The 17,085-nt window shown below is 42.0% G+C and carries 14 protein-coding genes; 8 read left to right on the top strand and 6 right to left on the bottom strand.

Annotation, left to right across the window (positions count from 1 at the left end; all coding sequences use genetic code 11):
- The first annotated feature begins 37 nt into the window (after nucleotides 1-37).
- The 6 genes from C1E24_RS01425 to C1E24_RS01450 all read left to right on the top strand — a co-directional run bounded on the left by C1E24_RS01425 (nucleotide 38) and on the right by C1E24_RS01450 (nucleotide 8,733).
- Nucleotides 38-1,807, top strand: coding sequence for an IucA/IucC family protein (locus C1E24_RS01425; protein ID WP_138478057.1), 1,770 nt, complete (start codon nucleotides 38-40; stop codon nucleotides 1,805-1,807).
- Nucleotides 1,808-1,817: 10 nt separating this feature from the next.
- On the top strand, nucleotides 1,818-2,771 hold the full coding sequence (locus tag C1E24_RS01430) for a GNAT family N-acetyltransferase (RefSeq protein WP_138478059.1): 954 nt from the start codon (nucleotides 1,818-1,820) through the stop codon (nucleotides 2,769-2,771).
- The gene (locus C1E24_RS01435) at nucleotides 2,765-4,063 is read left to right on the top strand and encodes a lysine N(6)-hydroxylase/L-ornithine N(5)-oxygenase family protein (RefSeq protein ID WP_138478061.1); all 1,299 of its coding nucleotides are present in this window, start codon (nucleotides 2,765-2,767) and stop codon (nucleotides 4,061-4,063) included. The genes C1E24_RS01430 and C1E24_RS01435 overlap by 7 nt, the downstream gene beginning before the upstream one ends.
- A 5-nt stretch (nucleotides 4,064-4,068) precedes the next feature.
- On the top strand, nucleotides 4,069-6,288 hold the full coding sequence (locus C1E24_RS01440) for a TonB-dependent receptor (RefSeq protein WP_138478062.1): 2,220 nt from the start codon (nucleotides 4,069-4,071) through the stop codon (nucleotides 6,286-6,288).
- Nucleotides 6,289-6,482: 194 nt separating this feature from the next.
- Nucleotides 6,483-7,796, top strand: coding sequence for a Na+/H+ antiporter NhaC family protein (locus C1E24_RS01445; protein WP_138478064.1), 1,314 nt, complete (start codon nucleotides 6,483-6,485; stop codon nucleotides 7,794-7,796).
- A 157-nt stretch (nucleotides 7,797-7,953) separates the two neighbouring features.
- Entirely contained in the window at nucleotides 7,954-8,733 is a 780-nt protein-coding gene (locus C1E24_RS01450; RefSeq protein ID WP_138478066.1) for a nucleoside-binding protein, read from the top strand.
- Here the strand turns inward: C1E24_RS01450 and C1E24_RS01455 are convergent.
- Entirely contained in the window at nucleotides 8,730-9,413 is a 684-nt protein-coding gene (locus tag C1E24_RS01455; RefSeq protein WP_138478068.1) for a transporter substrate-binding domain-containing protein, read from the bottom strand. The genes C1E24_RS01450 and C1E24_RS01455 overlap by 4 nt on opposite strands.
- 119 nt (nucleotides 9,414-9,532) lie before the next feature.
- Nucleotides 9,533-11,083, bottom strand: coding sequence for an AbgT family transporter (locus C1E24_RS01460; RefSeq protein WP_138478070.1), 1,551 nt, complete (start codon nucleotides 11,081-11,083; stop codon nucleotides 9,533-9,535).
- Between the two features lie 190 nt (nucleotides 11,084-11,273).
- On the opposite strand from C1E24_RS01460, the gene C1E24_RS01465 reads away from it, so the two are divergent.
- Nucleotides 11,274-12,128: an HDOD domain-containing protein gene (locus C1E24_RS01465; RefSeq protein WP_138478072.1), complete on the top strand. Its 855-nt coding sequence runs from the start codon at nucleotides 11,274-11,276 to the stop codon at nucleotides 12,126-12,128.
- A 177-nt stretch (nucleotides 12,129-12,305) separates the two neighbouring features.
- Nucleotides 12,306-14,279: a collagenase gene (locus C1E24_RS01470; RefSeq protein WP_138478074.1), complete on the top strand. Its 1,974-nt coding sequence runs from the start codon at nucleotides 12,306-12,308 to the stop codon at nucleotides 14,277-14,279.
- Nucleotides 14,280-14,358: 79 nt separating this feature from the next.
- Here C1E24_RS01470 and C1E24_RS01475 read toward each other — a convergent pair whose 3' ends face one another.
- The 4 genes from C1E24_RS01475 to C1E24_RS01490 form a co-directional block, all read right to left on the bottom strand.
- Nucleotides 14,359-14,811: an MBOAT family O-acyltransferase gene (locus C1E24_RS01475; protein WP_346765661.1), complete on the bottom strand. Its 453-nt coding sequence runs from the start codon at nucleotides 14,809-14,811 to the stop codon at nucleotides 14,359-14,361.
- 103 nt (nucleotides 14,812-14,914) lie between these two features.
- Entirely contained in the window at nucleotides 14,915-15,190 is a 276-nt protein-coding gene (locus C1E24_RS01480; RefSeq protein ID WP_138478076.1) for a YfcL family protein, read from the bottom strand.
- A gap of 8 nt (nucleotides 15,191-15,198) precedes the next feature.
- The gene (locus C1E24_RS01485; RefSeq protein WP_138478078.1) at nucleotides 15,199-16,326 is read right to left on the bottom strand and encodes an ATP-NAD kinase family protein; all 1,128 of its coding nucleotides are present in this window, start codon (nucleotides 16,324-16,326) and stop codon (nucleotides 15,199-15,201) included.
- Nucleotides 16,316-16,885, bottom strand: a complete 570-nt coding sequence (locus C1E24_RS01490; RefSeq protein WP_138478080.1) for an elongation factor P hydroxylase — start codon at nucleotides 16,883-16,885, stop codon at nucleotides 16,316-16,318. The genes C1E24_RS01485 and C1E24_RS01490 overlap by 11 nt, the downstream gene beginning before the upstream one ends.
- Between the last annotated feature and the right edge of the window lie 200 nt (nucleotides 16,886-17,085).

The raw sequence follows: 17,085 nt of genomic DNA on the forward strand, positions 1-17,085 counted from the left end.
GTTCTTAACTTAGGGTCAAATTTTTGTTGACACGATAATGCAAACCGTTATCATTCGCAACCAGTTTTATAACCCAAGGATTGAAACGGTGTTAAATAAAAGCTTTAGTTGGTCGAGTTTTGCCAACGCCTATTTACGAGAAAATACCAATTGGGCGCACACCCAATTTCAGCAGCATCCTGCTATTACGATTTCGCTTGATGATCATCATGATATCTTGCTACCCATTCATTATTTTTCAGAAGTTGGCATCCATCATTTTACTGGAGAGATCCTATTAAAAGATGCTCAGTCTGCTTCAATTGAAACCATCTCATTTGAAAAAGCCCTGCATTTACTGCTGCCTCATGCCGATAAAATTGCAGCCTTCTCGCGCCCTCAAATTGAACAGTTCAGTACACAGGTATTGCAAAGCCAAAAGTTTATTGAGGCCTCATTGCAAAATCACCCAAATATCTCGCACTTAACAACTGGCCCTTTGAATTTTATTGAAGCTGAGCAAGGACTGCTCGCTGGACATAACTTTCATCCGGCAGCCAAGAGTCGCCAGCAATTAGCACATGACGAATGGGCCAAATATAGCCCTGAGTTTGGCGCAAAATTTCAGTTGGTTTGGTTGCAGGTATCTCGCACTGTGTTAGTGGGCGATGCTGAGGGTCTATCACTTGAAAGTTATTTAGACACCCTTGTGACACAAAGCGCACCTAAATTAGCTGAAAACGTAAACAACGATTTTGCTGTCATTCCTATGCATCCATGGCAATGGCAATACCTGCAAGGTCTAAGCAGTATTCAAACTCTGCTCAGCGATAAGTTAATCTGTGAATTAGGTGAACATGGCCTTGCCTGGTCAGCGACATCATCTGTGCGTGCTATCTGCCAGCCCGAAGTAGACTACCAGCTGAAATACTCTTTAAATATTAAGCTGACTAATTCAGTCAGAACGCTATCAGTCAAAGAGTGCAAACGTGGTCTAAGGGTTTTTGATGCCTGCCAAACTGACTCCTTTAAAGACTGGCAGTCACACTACCCTGAATTTGTGGTAATGCAAGAACCGGCTTGGTGCGCACTGAGCTTTAATGATGAGGTGATCGAGGAAAGCATTTTCTTATTTAGAGAGAACCAACAACTTAACCAAAATAGCGAGAGCTTAGTGCTTGCTACGCTTGGTCAGCTTCCTATTGATGATGAAAATCACTTGTTACTCGAGCAACTCAAATGCGTTAGCAAGAATTATCAAGTGACTTTAGAAGAAGCCGCTGAGCTGTGGTTTAAAGATTTCAGTCAAAAAGTCATCTTGCCTCTGTGCGACCTGCAAGCCAATTTAGGCCTGGTTTGTCTGGCTCATCAGCAAAATATAGTCATTGAATTTGCGCAAGGGTTACCAAACAAAACCTTTATTCGTGATTGCCAAGGGTTTGGTTTTTCTGAACTTGGGATCAAGCAATTCTCTGCCCAGTGTAAAGACATTCACAGTGATATTGAGCACCACTGGAGCCAAGCACAGATCACCCGATACTTTCCTTACTATGTGATTATCAATAGCGGCTATGCCGTGATTGCCGCTTTGAGCCAACTAGGCTTTAAAGATGAACATACTTGGTGCCAACAGTTGCATTCAACGTTATCGGGTATTTTAAGCACAGCTAAAGACAAGCAATGTTTACAACAAATTCTCGAGCAAGCCGCTTTCCAGTGCAAAGGTAATTTCTATTGCTATCTCACCGGTGATAACGAGAACACCATAGAAGATCCTGCTGTGATTTATTTCGACATGGCAAATTTACTGGCCCAGACTCAGCAATAGGTGCATTGAGATGTTATTAGAACACAGTTTCCCGCTCGAAAAGTCTGAGTCGGGTGTAATTAGTCACGCTCAAAAACTCGTCTTACAAGGTGAAATTACCTTTGGCCATTGCTTTGTGGCGCAATTCGATGAGCGAATTAATAACTTAGAGCAGCTGTTATTTTTAATCGATGGTGTGTTTTACCACCACCCGAGTATTCAACATATTCAGTTGCCAACGTCTCAATGGCATGCTTCACAAGCTTGGCAAGGGTTGATTGACGCATTCGACAGTGAAAGCTTTTCTCGCTTTGAGTTTTACGCAAACCCCATTAATGGTTTAAAAGTTCAAACAAGAGCCCTATTTACAGAGCGCTATGAAGATAGAGCTTGCCCTACTCGCCCAGTAAATTTAAGTGGTGAGGTGTATCGCCGCTTTAATCACGATATTGGCAAATTCATCAGTTTTAAAGTAGCCGATCCCCTTGCTGATTTAGATGTATTCCACACCTGGATGCACAACCCAAGAGTCAGCAAATTTTGGGAGCAAGACTGGTCAAAAGAAAAACTGCAAAGTTATTTAGCTAACAAACTTCATACCCCTTTTAACTTGCCATTAATCGGCTACTTCGACGACCAAGCTTTTGGCTATTTTGAGGTGTACTGGGCAGGTGAAGACAGAATTGCACCTTATTATTCATGGCAAGCCCACGACAGAGGTTTGCACTTATTGGTCGGTAATGAAGCTTTTAGAGGCAGCCGTTACTTTAAGGCTTGGTGCACTGCTATCAGTCACTTCATATTTTTAGATTGGCCACAGACACAAAAAATTGTGCTCGAGCCAAGACATGATAATCAAAGACTGCTTAATCAAATTACAAAACTGGGATTCATAAAGGAATATGAATTCGAGTTTCCACATAAGCGCGCTGCGCTTGTTTCAATAGAAAAAGTTAAATTCTACAAGGAGAATTTTCAATGTTAGATCTTGCTGGGATCGGAATTGGTCCATTTAATTTAAGTATTGCTGCCCTACTCAACGAAACCACTGAGCTAGAGTATCGCTTCTTTGATAACAAAGCTGAATTTGCTTGGCACCCAGGGTTGCTCCTACCGGAAGCACATATGCAAACTTGTTACCTCAAAGACCTAGTTACTGCGGTTGTACCGACTAGTCGTGTTGGTTTTCTCTCCTATTTGGTAGATAAAAAACGCTTCTATCGTTTTTTATCTACTGATATAAGCATGATCAGCCGTACCGAGTTTTCAGATTACATGGCATGGGCGGCAAGCAAATTACAAAATCTGAATTTTAATGAAGGTGTACAAAGCATTCATTACCACCAAGATCACTTTGTTATCACCACGGAACAAGGTGAGTATCAAGCTAAGAACATTTGTCTTGGTACTGGTAAAAAACCACATGTGCCTGAAGAGTTTAAGGCCCAACTTGGTACTAAAGTGTTTCACGCTTGCGAGATCATGGGCAAAGAGCTCGATTTAACCAACAAGCGCGTTGCAGTGATTGGTGGTGGTCAAACCGGTGCTGACATAGTGCTTAATGCTTTGCAGCATTATTGGGGTAAGCCACAAGAATTATTTTGGATCTCTCGCAGACCGAACTACCAGCCATTAGATGAAGCCACTTTTACCAATGAGTTCTTCACACCACAATATACTGAGTGCTTCTTCGAACTTCCAGAGTTGAGTAAAAAGCGTGAAGTAAAAGCACAAAAGCTGGCCAGTGATGGCATCACAACAGAATGTTTAAAACAGATTTACCAATATTTGTATCAGCATTTCGAAGTAAATGATGAACGTAAATGGGTGCATTTATTACCGAATCGTACCGCTCAACAATTAACGCCTCATAACGATGGCTATGCGGTGCAATGCTATAACTCATTAAATCAAAGCGAAGAAGTGCTTGATGCCGATTATGTCATCTTAGCCACAGGGTTTGAGTCAGTGCTGCCTCACTATCTTGAGCCATTAAAACCTCTATTACATTTAAGTAAAGATGGCGGATTACAACTAGACCGCCACTTTAACGTGCTATGGCAACATCAAGCTGGTAACCAGATCTATGCCGTAAACGCGGGCTTAAGCAGTCATGGTATTGCCGAACCTCAGCTCAGCCTAATGGCATGGCGTAGCGCCAAAATTATTAATCATTTAGCAGGGAAAAATGTGTTTGATTTAAGTGAAACGCAGAATTTCATTGATTGGACACTGCCCGAATCCACCCAACCTTTAACCTTAACTACAGCAGTTTAATAAACATGGATATGAAAAAAACGACCTTAACTCTCATCGCTTCTAGCCTTTTATGTGCGCTTAACTCTAATGCGGTACTTGCGGATGACGCCCAAGCTACCCATGATCATGAGCGTATCTTAGTTACCGCTAACCGTACTGAGCAAAAAATCTCTGACATTGCAGGCACAGTGTGGCTGGTCGATCTTGAAGAACTTCAATCACAAATCAATTCAGGCCATGACTTCAAAACCTCGTTGGCGCAATTGATCCCAAGCTTAGACTTAGCAAGTACGACAAGAACCAACTATGGCCAAAATATGCGTGGCAGAAAGATGGTCGTGATGATCGACGGTGTGTCGCTGAACTCTTCACGCGGTATTAGTCGTCATCTTGATGCCATTGACCCATTTAATATCTCTCGTATTGAAGTACTTTCTGGTACCACCGCAATCTACGGTGGCGGTAGTACCGGTGGTGTTATCAACATCATCACTAAGCAAGGTAATGAAGATAATGCTCTAAAAGTAGGTATTCACTCAGGTTTTGCTGGCAGCGATGACTTTGATACATCAATTGCAGGCGCCTATGGTTATGCAAACGCCCAAACCAAAGCCCGTGTGTCACTTGCTTATACTAAAGTGAATGCACTATACGATGGCGACGGCGACGCGATTGTTATGGACACCACACAAAGTGGCTTGCAATACACTGATAGCTTAGATTTGATGGCATCCATATCCCATAAATTTACTGACTCACAAACTGTATCAGCCATGGTGCAAAAGTATAATAATGAAAGTGATGGCGAACATGGCTTGTATTTTGGACCACAGGCCAATGCGTTGCTTGGTGATATGACAGGCGTAGAGATCCGCAAAGGGTTAGACTCTGCACACACGCCAAAAACTGACCGTACTTTAATCAATCTTAACTATGTTAACAGCGACTTTTTCTCACAGACGCTTAATATTCAAGCATTTGCTCGTGAAGAAATTTTTGATTTCTATCCTCGCCCACGTTTAAGCAACGGTAAGATTGCGAATTTCTCAAGCTCAGAACAAAACACCGATGCATCTGGTTTCAAATTTGTGTTATCAGGTCAGGCTGACAAATTAAGTTTCGCTTATGGCTTTGATTACGACACTGAAGAGTTTGATGCATTACAGACGTATTACGACACTGACATTGCACAAAACTCTGGTGGTCTTGTAATGAAGTCTATTTATGCCGTAGACCGTTACCCGGGTTTTGAAGTTGATGCCAGTGCTTTATTTGCGCAACTTCAATATCAAGCGTTAGACAACCTAGCAGTTTCGGCCGGTTATCGTCGTCAAAATATGGATAACACAGTTCATGACTTTGTCGGTACCAGTGCAGCAATTAAAGTGACAACAGGTGCTGTGTCTTCTGCTGAGGCCATAAAAGGCGGTAGTACAGATTATAGTGTTAACTTGTTCAACTTTGGCTTAGTGTATGACCTAAATGACAGCCAGCAAATTTGGTTCAATTCAGCCGAAGCCTTTGAATTACCTAATGTAGCTAAATTCTATGGCAAAGGAAGTTATGAGCAAAAAGATGGCGCAAACAGCCTAACCTTAGTAGAAGGTACAGTAGTTGACGTAAACAACTCTGCACTTGCTGGAATTAAAACTGACTCAATGGAACTAGGCTGGCGTTTTAGTGAAGGCGCTTTCAGCGCACAAATTGCAGCTTACTACAGCAGCTCAGATCATAAGATTTCTTATGACAAGAAAACATTACTTATTTCAGTAACAGACTCAAAAACTCGTACTCAAGGTATCGAAGCGCAGCTTGACTACGATATTAACGCCGCTTGGCGAGCGGGTATTTCAACGCACTTAATTTCTTCAGAAGCACAAGATAAAGAAGGTGATTGGAAAAAAGTTGGCGTAACTCAAGCTTCGAGCTCTAAATTTACTAGTTATTTAGCTTGGCAAGGTAACGATTTAAACGTGCGCTTACAAAGCAAAACCATGCTTGATTTAGAAGACGATGCTGAGGGTGAAATCGATGGTTACACCTTATTTGATTTAACCGCCGACTACCCACTGGCTAATGGTAAAGTGCAGTTTGCTGTTAACAACTTGTTCGGCAAAACTTACACGACACAATGGGGTAAACGTGCAATTTACTTCTATAGCCCGAAGTATGGCCCAGAGAGCTTATATGACCATAAAGGCCGTGGCAGAAGCTTTGCTCTGACGTACCAATATAATTTCTAAGCATAAATTTTCTCTATTTTAATGAAAGAAAGAGATAAAAGCCGCACTCTGCGGCTTTTTTCATGGATTAAGTTTGACAAAACATCTAGCCATCTATACATTCACACATCCTTTTTTATCGCTTGAATTATGCACGCAATTGTGTGAACAATGGTTGCATAATAAAAATAACTAATTCTTAATATGAGGTTTACATGCAGGCGTCTGTAAACAAGGTAGCAGCCAAGTTGTCGCTACTGCCTTTACTAACCTTTGTGGCACTCTTTTTAGGTGCAGGCTTATACCTACAATCGCAAGGCGTAGATTATGCGTTTTACCAGTTGCCTGCGCCTGTAGCAATTTTACCAGCTATCGTTATCGCATTTTGGGTTAACCGAAAACCCATCAATGACAGTGTTGAAACCTTTATAAAAGGTGCTGGTCATTCAAACATCATAACCATGTGTTTAATTTACCTACTAGCAGGTGCGTTTTCTGCTGTTGCGGGCGCAACCGGTGGTGTTGATGCGGTTGTAAATGCCGGTTTATCGCTTATTCCACCTTCAATGTTACTACCAGGTCTATTTTTAATTGCTGCCGTAGTTTCAACGGCGATGGGCACATCAATGGGTACCATAGGTGCTATCGGTCCGATTGCGTATGCCGTATCACTGAAAACAGGTATCGACCCAGCGCTTATGGCGGGTACCATAGTTTCAGGTGCAATGTTTGGTGATAACTTATCGATTATTTCTGACACTACCATTGCTGCAACGCGTACGCAGGGCTGTGAAATGAAAGATAAGTTTAAAGAAAACTTAAAGATTGCCATCCCTGCAGCTATTTTGACTATCGCCCTACTGACTTTCTTAACCCCTGAGCCACAAGCAGTAGAGACCAAAGACTTTGATTGGTTGTTAGTTCTGCCTTATGCGTTTATTTTAGTACTTGCTGTTGCCGGTCTAAATGTATTCGTGGTGCTATTTAGTGGTATTATCTTCGCGGCAGCGATGGGCTTCACAGCCAACTATGAAGTCGGCAGTTTTGCGAAAGACGTTTATAAAGGCTTCAGCGATATGCAAGAGATTTTCTTGCTGTCTATGTTCATTGGCGGTCTGTCTGAGTTTATCCGTGTGAATGGCGGTCTTGATTATCTGGCGCATAAAATCCAAGGTTTGACTGCATTTATCGCGAAGTTTCACCGCAAGGTAGCTGATCAATTAGGCATTGCTGCACTGGTACTGACCTCTAACCTGTGTATTGCTAACAATACTGTGAGTATTATTGTTGCAGGCCCAGTGGCTAAGAAGTTAGCTGAAGACGGTAAAATATCAGCGAAACGCTCAGCAAGCTTACTCGATATTTTTGCCTGTGTAATGCAAGGCTCGTTACCTTATGGTGCACAAGCATTATTACTTGGCGCGACCTTCAAGATCAGTCCGTGGGATGTCTCAACATCATCATTCTACTGCTTTATTTTGGCATTCACCGCTATCACAGTGATCTGCTTGCGCAGAAATAAAGCATAAAGACCAATAAAAACCACTTTTCTTGATTTATAGCCCCAATTTCTCTGGGGCTATTTTATGCTTTCGATTTTAAACTAATCATTTTTTACTGAGTCTCGTATCTTGAAGTGATTTGGGTCTATAATTCGCCATATCCACTCTCTGCGAATAATTTATCATGAATCAAAACATCCGCTTATTAGCCTCTCTCGCACTATGTAGTTCTTTTTCTGCTACTGCAGCGAATTGGAACGATACGCAATTTCACTTTAACTCTGGCGATGTCAAAAACCCCTTTAGTAAGCAAAGTGCGCAAACGCAAATTTATTCAGTGCAACATGCATCGGGTTATGACTATGGCGATAACTTCTTTTTTATCGACTTTACTAAAGATGATTTAGATGATGGCTTTAATAACAACGACTTTTATGGCGAGTGGTATTCTAGCTTCTTAATGCCAAAAACGTGGCAACCAAGTGCGAATTCAGCAATGCAAAGTGCCAGCTTTGTGGCGGGTATCAATGTATCTGGTGATGCTAAAGTCATTAAGTATTTACCGGGCGTTAAGTTAAACTGGAAGGCATCGGGATTTGATTTTCTTTCAACGACTTTGACGGCATACATTGATGACAGTGAAGGCGTTGCAAAAGGCGGCGCGCCAACTCAAAGTGACAGCTGGATGCTCGATGTTGCTTGGGGTATGCCTTTTTATATTGCTGAACATAAGTTTTATTTTACCGGTCACGTGGAATACATTGCCAGCCGTGAAGATGAATTTGGCAATGATGTAAAAGGTTGGATCTTAGCTCAGCCTGCTGTGCGCTGGGATATCGGCCATGCTTTAATGGGCAAAGAAAAACAGCTTATGCTTGGTGTTGAGTGGCAATGGTGGCGTAACAAACTTGGTAAAGATATCACTGAGTCTTCACCGCAACTCCATGTTGTTTGGCATTTCTAATTTTTGATTTCTAATTTACGAAGATGTGGGGCAAGTAGCCCCGCATATTTACATTGGGTATTAAAATACACGCCTACTTGTACTTCTATCAAGGGTGTTTTTGCAAAAGCAAGCTGAGCATATTCTTTATTGGTCTTTTGCTTTTCCAAAAAACTCAAATTATCTGTAAATGCAAAATCAACCCGCCCCTTTAGCAACAAGTTAATACCCTGATCGACTGTCTCAACTGATACAATAACCGCACCAGCCTGTTTCAACTGCCCTTGCATACCTTCAGTAATGGTTGCTCGTAACATGGCTAAGCGTTTCTGTTTAAAGTATTTAAAATTTTGCCAAGTAACCTGCTGTTGTTTGCTAATAAAACCGAGCAAAACTTTATCTTCACTGAGGGGGATGCGTTCAATAAATTCACTCGGCGCTGGCGGATAAAAACTTAGACACCAACCAGATTTAGTCAGCTCAGTTTGCGCTCTTGCAGGTGGTAGAAATCGAGGACGTAACTTAATAAGTTTTAGGTTTGCTAATTTTCTTTCTAAAAGCTCATAGGTGATACCATGGCTTGGCTCTGACTGCGAAATAAAGGGCGGATAATCAATCGCTATCACATCTACTTTATGCACACTTGCAAAGCTCTTAACAGTCAATATGCAGCTAATAACAATTAAAATCCAATAAAACATAAACCTTCCTTCATTCTCTATTTAACCTTAGCACATAGCTAATACTAGGTAGGTACAAACTTAGTATTATTGCCACAAAAAAACGCGCCTATTGGCGCGTTTTTTATAGCTCTTAAACTTTAACCTGGGTAGGTGTAGCTTGATTGCAGACCTAGTGGAATACCAAGACCCCAGTAAGCCAATAAGAACAAGCTCCAACCAATTAAGAAAGCTATAGAGTAAGGTAGCATCATCGCAATCAATGTACCGATACCTGTGTCTTTCACATACTTCTGACAGTATACAACCACCAACGGGAAGTAAGGCATCAGTGGTGTAATGATATTTGAGCTTGAATCACCAACACGGTAAGCCGCTTGGCTTAAGTCTGGTGAAATACCAAGTTGCATTAACATAGGCACAAAGATTGGACCTAATAACGCCCACTTTGCCGAGCTTGAGCCAACAAATAAGTTAACAAAAGCGGTTAAGAAAATAATACCAACCACTGTGATGTAGCTTGGTAAAGCAAGTGCTTTAAGTACTTCCGCACCTTCAATTGCCAATAATGCACCAAGGTTTGACTGGCTGAACGCCGCAATAAATAACGCACAGAAAAACGCCATAACAATGTAATAAGCCATACTGCCCATTGCTTTACTCATTGCATCAATCATGTCTTTCGATGACTTGAAAGTACCTACCATGAAACCAAAAATGGCACCAGGGATCCAAAATAGTAAGAAGATAAGTGGCACAATTGATTGCATAAGCGGAGCACTAAAGTCAGTCAGTGACCCATTAGGGCTGCGAAGTGCTGAGTCTTCACCGCTTGATGCATAGGCTAATAATGCAAGGCCTGCAATCATCACAGAAGACGCAACCAAGAATGCTTTACGCTCTTTAGAAGTGACTTCATCAAAAGAAGGGAGGTTATCAGTGTCGCCATCTACTTTTGTTGATTGTAAACGTGGCTCAATGATTTTATCAGTAATGTACCAACCTAGTAGGATGATAAATACGCTCGACGCTGAGGTAAAGAACCAGTTATTTAACGGGTTTACCGCAATCGTTGGGTCGATGATTTGCGCAGAGCTTTGTGTGAAACTTTGTAGTAATGGGTCAATACCTGATGGTACGAAGTTGGCACTGAAGCCACCACTTACACCTGCAAATGCCGCAGCAATACCCGCTAGAGGGTGACGGCCCATGGCATAGTAAATTACACCCGCAATTGGAATAACCAATACATAACCTGCATCAGTGGCTGTGTGGCTCACAATCGCGATTAAAATAATTGACGGTGTTAGTAATGCCTGCGGCGTACGCTTAAGCATCATTTTTAAACCAGCATTAATATAACCTGAGTGCTCAGCAACACCCACACCTAACATAGCCACTAGTACTACACCTAATGGTGCGAAGCCTGTGAAAGTTTTAACCATTGAGGCTAAGAAACCTGCCAGTGCATCACCGCTTAACAGGTTGTGTACAACGATTGCTTCACCAGTACGCGGATCGATTGCATCGAAAGTCGTACTTGAAAATAACCAAGAGAGTAACCATATAAGTAACATGGCAGATAAAAAGATAATGGCTGGATCTGGCAGTTTATTACCCACCCGCTCAATGCCATTAAGAAACTTGGCCACAGCACCGGTTGGCTGAGCCGTATTCGCTTGTTGAGTCATGCTTTCTTCCAATAAAACAAAATTACTTAACCTTAACTTAGATTACTACTATCAAGCAAGATAACGTCCCCAAAGGCCATACGATCCGCTTAGTTAATAACCATAAAATTATTTTTTTGCGTTATCGCAATAATTAAGAATAAAAATTCCACTACAATTAGCACAAATCATTAAAGGGATCCGACTTACCATGATAGATATTGATGATTCAGTGCTTAAAGACATTAAATCTGGTTTTAATCTACCACCTAAACCAGAACTACTGACTCAGCTTCAGCAAACGCTCAAAGATCCAGAGCCTGATTTGAATGACATCGCAAATTTAATCTCAACCGATGTAGCAACATCAGCGGCGGTATTAAAGGTCATTAACTCACCAAGCTATGGCCTTGCGAGAACCATTACTGATATTCGCCAAGCGGTGATGTTCCTAGGTTTAAATAGTATCGCCACGCTCGTGAGCGGTTTCTTACTAAAACAAGCGTTCGACCAAAAAAGTTGTTGTATAAAACTAGAACGCTTTTGGGATACAGCGACAGAAATTGCTGATGTCGCAACATTAATTGGCAAGAAAATAAAATCTAAAGTGCCTACCGAAAACCTGCATATGTTAGGTTTATTCCATGACGCTGGTATTCCAGCGCTTGCAGTAAAATATAACAACTATGTAAAAGTACTCGGTGCAGCAAACCGAGATTATGATAAAAACTTAGTGCAACACGAAGAAGAAGCCTATAAAACCAACCATGCGGTGATCGGGTACTTCTTAGCGAGCAGTTGGCACCTACCAAAGAGTACTTGCCAGCTTATTTTACGCCATCACGATGCCGAATATTTCACTGAAAAGCACACAGACGAAGAGCACATGACCCTCGCGACGCTAAAGATGGCCGAAAACCTTGTGCATACGCAGAAACGCTTTATTGCCGATCCTGATTGGCCTTTTATTAAAGACAAAGTGCTTAATGCACTTGAACTAGAAGAGGATGATTACCAAGACATCAAAGAAGATGTTGAAGATTATTTTCAAGAGAAGTTTGGTTAGTTTTTAAAAGCTAATTATTTCAATGTTTAGAGCTGACAACTCAGTTAGCTCTACTCTTATCCTTGCCATATATTAAATTCATTTAACCAGAACTTTAGTTGTTTTATCCCAACAAGGTTTCCTACTACCACAAAAATATGTATATTGTATTCAATATTTATTATTGAGCAGATAACAATGAAAATAACTGCACTTGCATTAGCGACCAGTGTCGCACTTGGCCTTGTTGGCTGTAATACCCTTGATACCAAAAACACATCAGATGAATCAAAAACGCCTATTGTCGTCGTAAGTGATGAAGCTCAAGCTGTGGTGCAAAACATTGTTAACGCCGAGCTTGATACTTTATGGAGCACTCAATTTGATCATCATCAAGCAGGTTTGTTGCTTGCTGTCTCAGAAGCCATTCGTGAAGAAGTAAAACTATATGGCTTAACAAGCCAAAAATTAGAGCGCTTAACCTATTACCTTCGCATTTTTAGCAGCTTTGGCCCTGCTAAAGACTGGCAAGCTGGCACTGCTGAATCATTAAACAAAGCTTTACTTGCCATTGCTGAGCATAGTGACTTTTACACCATCGACGAGACGGTTGCTCGCATTCATGAAAACTACGCCACTGCGCTATTTCGCTTGTACTTTAATGAGGCGCTACAAAATAAAACTGCCAAGCACATTCAACCACTCAGCCAACTAATTACGCTTTATGGTGAAAGTGCGTTACCTCAAGGCAATACATCAAAAGGCAAAGCCGTCGATTACGCGATGTGGGAAGTACTTAGAGCCGCTTCGGTACTGCCTTATGAAGCAAGACGTAAAAATAAAGAAGCATTTTCGGCTGCCGTTCAACAACAAAGCCTTTTAAAAACCGTATTAGTTAATTTTATTAGCAGCAAAAATGCAGTACGAGAGGGAGATGACTGGCCTAAGCAACATGCACTATGGGCATTGGCACAGCATTACAACTTATATGTCACGCAATATTGGAACGAATACTACGCCTTAGACGAAGAAGCCCAAAAGAGCTTAAACGATGATAAAACCAGCTTGCCTGTTGAAGCGGAACTAGAGCAGCTCGACAACCAAGTTTGGCAAGCACTTAGCAAAGACAGCACGCTTTCAGAGATTGAAAAGCAAACCCTTTACAGCATTCCGTATGTGGTGACATCGTTTAGAGGTAAGTCAGAGTGCAGTGAAGCACCGTTAGAAGGTCGTTGTATTGAACCTAAAATTGCCGATGTATTACCGATTAAGCACGAGTGCTCAAAAAGTGCTTACATCTTAGCGCAAGCGATGAGCAAAAAAGAGTTGAATGATTCATGCCAGCGCTTAAACGAGCAAGTTGATACCTTCCATGAGAAACTGGCAACGCAACGCCAACCGGTCGCGAATGATTTCAACGACCAGCTTCGTATCGTTATTTTTGATAACCACGCCGAGTACAACCGCTGGGGCCAACTTATCTTTGATATTCACACTGACAACGGCGGTATGTATATCGAAGGCACAACCCAAGACCCTGATAACATAGCAACTTTCTATACTTTTGAGCACTTCTGGGTGCGCCCTAAGTTTGCGATATGGAATCTAAATCACGAGTTTGTGCATTATTTAGATGGCCGCTTCAATAAATACGACACGTTTAACCACTTCCCAAGCAATATGGTTTGGTGGTCTGAGGGCTTAGCCGAATATATTGCTGAAGGCGACAATAATCCGCGCGCATTTAAAAAAGCGTTTGAGCTTGATGAGAAAGACTGGCCAAGCCTACAAGAGGTGTTCGACACGGAATATAAAGATGGGCAAGACCGCGTCTATAAATGGGGTTATTTAGCGGTGCGCTTTATGTTTGAAAAGCACCGTGAAGATTATTTAAAGCTGGCGCACTTCTTACGCACCGATTTCTTCGATGGCTATAAAAAACTGCTAGATGAGTCTGGTGAAAAATATGGTGCTGAATTTAAAACTTGGTTGCAAGCACACAAAGCCGAGCAAACAAAGGACGAAGCGAAAACAGATCAGAAAAAGCCGCGTCAGTTTTATCGCTATACATACAAAGACTACTTACAACCTAAGCATTTAGCTGAAGACAAAGCACATATGCATTGGCAGTACTGGCACGAAAATGCGCTAAAAGCTGAGCAGAAAGATTAAGCAATTTCCCTTTGAGTTAACATTGTTCATTACAGTGTATTCAAGGCCATCTTCGCAAGTAGATGGCCTTTTTTACTTTTTAAAGCACCCAGCTCAATAATTGCTTAGTGAAATAAAAACCAGCACCTATAAAGCCTATATTTATCTGAGCTCTAACAAACCAAGGTAATGCGCCATATCTCAGTTTTACGGCTTCACTCAGAACGACAGTTAGCCCCATGAAAGTAAACCACGCCGTCAGCAAAATACTGCTTTGTAGCTTGACCAGCATAATGGCCAAATCGTGTAAAAAACCACTGACGAAGAAAGTCGTAACGACCGCAATTGACTTGCCAAAGAAACGTTTAATTGGCTGATAAACAAATTGAGACAAGTAGTAGCCCCACACTGGATTCCAATATTGCCAGAACTGAGCAAAAGAGCCTGCGCCGAGAGAGCGAGATAACATGTTTTTTAATGAGTCAGCATGGCCTAAGGGGACGCCATTACGAAGTTTTACAAACTGCGCCAAGGTGATTTTAGTTGCCATCATTTAGTCCCTACTAAGCTCTATTACTGACTCTACCCTATCGCAAAAACAAAAAACCGCGAAATAATCGCGGTTTTTTATTTTAATCTGACAGTTAAAACTCAGATCAAGCTAAGGCTTTAACCTGCTCCCAGATATTAACAACGTGAGTTTTGTCATCATCTGTTAGCTCGCCATTACGATACGCTTTGACTAAGCTTTTTTCGATTTGCTCATTTAGTTCTTCAGGTGTTAAATCTTCACCTTCAACCTGTGCGTAACCGACAGCTAAATCAAAGTGACCACGTAGGTAACCTCCAGCGAATAATTCATCGTCACTGGCTCTATCTACTAAATCATCAAAAAACTGCTGCGCTGACTCTACGTATTGTTGAAATAACATCTTATCTCCTAGTTTAATTCTTCATGGCCAACGGCATACATCACATGGTCGTTATAGCCTGTGATCACTTTAATGTAACCACTTAATTCTTTATCTAATGCTTCATCACCTGTATCGGCGATAAGCGGTCTGCCATTTAGCGCTTGCAGCTTGGTCTTTGTAGCAATGACCATAATATTCTCTTTGCCAATTTTGCGAATAAGCGCAGGGCTTAATTGTTGGTTACCACGACCAAAAATGTGACCTTGCCCACCAATTAGGGTTATCACTAACTTAGTTGGCATTTTTTCAGCCGCAGCCAATAAATTTGCAGCGATCATGTCTTGACCAATCAACTCATGATCACAGATAAGATCTACGCCTAGTAAGGTATTCTCAAGGCCGAGTTCTTCCATAACCGCTGCAACTGTTGAGCCTGAGCCCATAATATATTGCTCGTCATCTTCCATCTCGCTGATCGCGTAAGCAGCAATATCGGCAAGGACTAATTCATCGCTTTCTTTGCCACCATTTTTAACGCTTTGCACATAGCGCAACTCGCTAGGTACTTGCATTTCACCGTAGCGTTTCGCTTTTACTGTACCTTGACGAAATGCCTCTTCGTCAATGTCCATGACGTCGGCTTCACCTAAGGTGACAAGCTCGCCTTTTACAAGCATATCAACGACTCGGCCAGCTGCTTTTGGTGTAATTGCATATACGCCAGAGTGAATTTTACAGCCAGCAGGTACACCTAAAACAGGAATTGAGTCATCGACCGCAGCACAAATATTGCGTGCAGTGCCATCGCCCCCTGCGAATAGGATCATATCAACCCCTTCGGCTAACAGCGCTTTCGCCGCGGCTTCAGTGTCTTCAGGGGTTGTCGGAGTGGCACTTTGATAAGCCACATACGTCTCAAAGCCCATTTCTTTAGCCAGTCGCTCGCCCATTTCACCATTGACGGTATAAACATGGATGTTTGCTTGGTTTTCTTTTAGTTGTTCAAGGGCTAATGCCGTTCGAGCATTGGCTTTGGGCTCAGCACCTAATGCCATCGCCTTGGCTGCGGTATCACTGCCATCACTGCCTTTTAGCGCTACACTGCCACCCAATCCGGCAACTGGGTTAATGATCAATCCTAGTTTAAACTGCATCTAAAAACTCCTCTGGGCACTGCCAATCAAACTGCGCTTCAGTTAACGGCCATGGGGTTTTATAAAAGTCACTCAGTGCTTTTAATAATTGTTCGGTACGAATGTTAAAGCCCTTTTCTAATAGCTCGAACACTTGTGCCTGTACGCGCTTTTGAAAGCTAAAACGACAGGTTTGCTCACCATTTAAATTGTCGACCGACACATTAAAATCAAACCCGGCTGCTGCGCTTAACGCCCACTCAATAGCCTGCGGTTTGATTTCTACTTTTTCAAACTCATGTTGTTGCTCTGCACTTCGACCATCAGGACAATACCAATACCCATAATCTTCAAGCTCGCGACGACGCTCTCCTGCCACTAACCAATGAGCGATTTCGTGCAGCGCACTGGCATAAAAGCCATGGGCAAAAACCACTTGGTTGTATGGGATGTCGGCATTTTCAGGGAGGTAAATCGGCTCATGCTCACCTTTTATCAAGCGCGTGTTGTACGCTTCAGAGAATAGGCCATCAAAGATTTGCGTCAGATCTGAAATGTGATGCGATATTGGGTTTGTCATTGGGTGTATCAAAGGGGCTAGAAGTCCAAAATGCTGGTGTCGATAATTGCGCCGCATTGTAAGGTTTTTTACCGTGAAAGTAAAAGTAGACTGGTAAGCCTCACTCATTTCTGCTGATACGAAAAAAGGCGTCTGACGGCGCCTTTAGATTCAAAACAATGTAGGGAAATAACTGTTTGTATAACTTAGTTATCTTGTTA

The organism is Pseudoalteromonas phenolica, from assembly GCF_005876835.1.
GTDB classification, from domain to species: Bacteria; Pseudomonadota; Gammaproteobacteria; order Enterobacterales; family Alteromonadaceae; genus Pseudoalteromonas; species Pseudoalteromonas phenolica_B.

Excerpts from the sequence above, each read along its gene's own strand:
- C1E24_RS01425 (WP_138478057.1), top strand. The coding sequence starts at position 38 with ATGCAAACCGTTATCATTCGCAACCAGTTTTATAACCCAAGGATTGAA.
- C1E24_RS01430 (WP_138478059.1), top strand. The coding sequence starts at position 1,818 with ATGTTATTAGAACACAGTTTCCCGCTCGAAAAGTCTGAGTCGGGTGTA.
- C1E24_RS01435 (WP_138478061.1), top strand. The coding sequence starts at position 2,765 with ATGTTAGATCTTGCTGGGATCGGAATTGGTCCATTTAATTTAAGTATT.
- C1E24_RS01440 (WP_138478062.1), top strand. The coding sequence starts at position 4,069 with ATGGATATGAAAAAAACGACCTTAACTCTCATCGCTTCTAGCCTTTTA.
- C1E24_RS01445 (WP_138478064.1), top strand. The coding sequence starts at position 6,483 with ATGCAGGCGTCTGTAAACAAGGTAGCAGCCAAGTTGTCGCTACTGCCT.
- C1E24_RS01450 (WP_138478066.1), top strand. The coding sequence starts at position 7,954 with ATGAATCAAAACATCCGCTTATTAGCCTCTCTCGCACTATGTAGTTCT.
- C1E24_RS01455 (WP_138478068.1), bottom strand. The coding sequence starts at position 9,413 with ATGTTTTATTGGATTTTAATTGTTATTAGCTGCATATTGACTGTTAAG.
- C1E24_RS01460 (WP_138478070.1), bottom strand. The coding sequence starts at position 11,083 with ATGACTCAACAAGCGAATACGGCTCAGCCAACCGGTGCTGTGGCCAAG.
- C1E24_RS01465 (WP_138478072.1), top strand. The coding sequence starts at position 11,274 with ATGATAGATATTGATGATTCAGTGCTTAAAGACATTAAATCTGGTTTT.
- C1E24_RS01470 (WP_138478074.1), top strand. The coding sequence starts at position 12,306 with ATGAAAATAACTGCACTTGCATTAGCGACCAGTGTCGCACTTGGCCTT.
- C1E24_RS01475 (WP_346765661.1), bottom strand. The coding sequence starts at position 14,811 with ATGATGGCAACTAAAATCACCTTGGCGCAGTTTGTAAAACTTCGTAAT.
- C1E24_RS01480 (WP_138478076.1), bottom strand. The coding sequence starts at position 15,190 with ATGTTATTTCAACAATACGTAGAGTCAGCGCAGCAGTTTTTTGATGAT.
- C1E24_RS01485 (WP_138478078.1), bottom strand. The coding sequence starts at position 16,326 with ATGCAGTTTAAACTAGGATTGATCATTAACCCAGTTGCCGGATTGGGT.
- C1E24_RS01490 (WP_138478080.1), bottom strand. The coding sequence starts at position 16,885 with ATGACAAACCCAATATCGCATCACATTTCAGATCTGACGCAAATCTTT.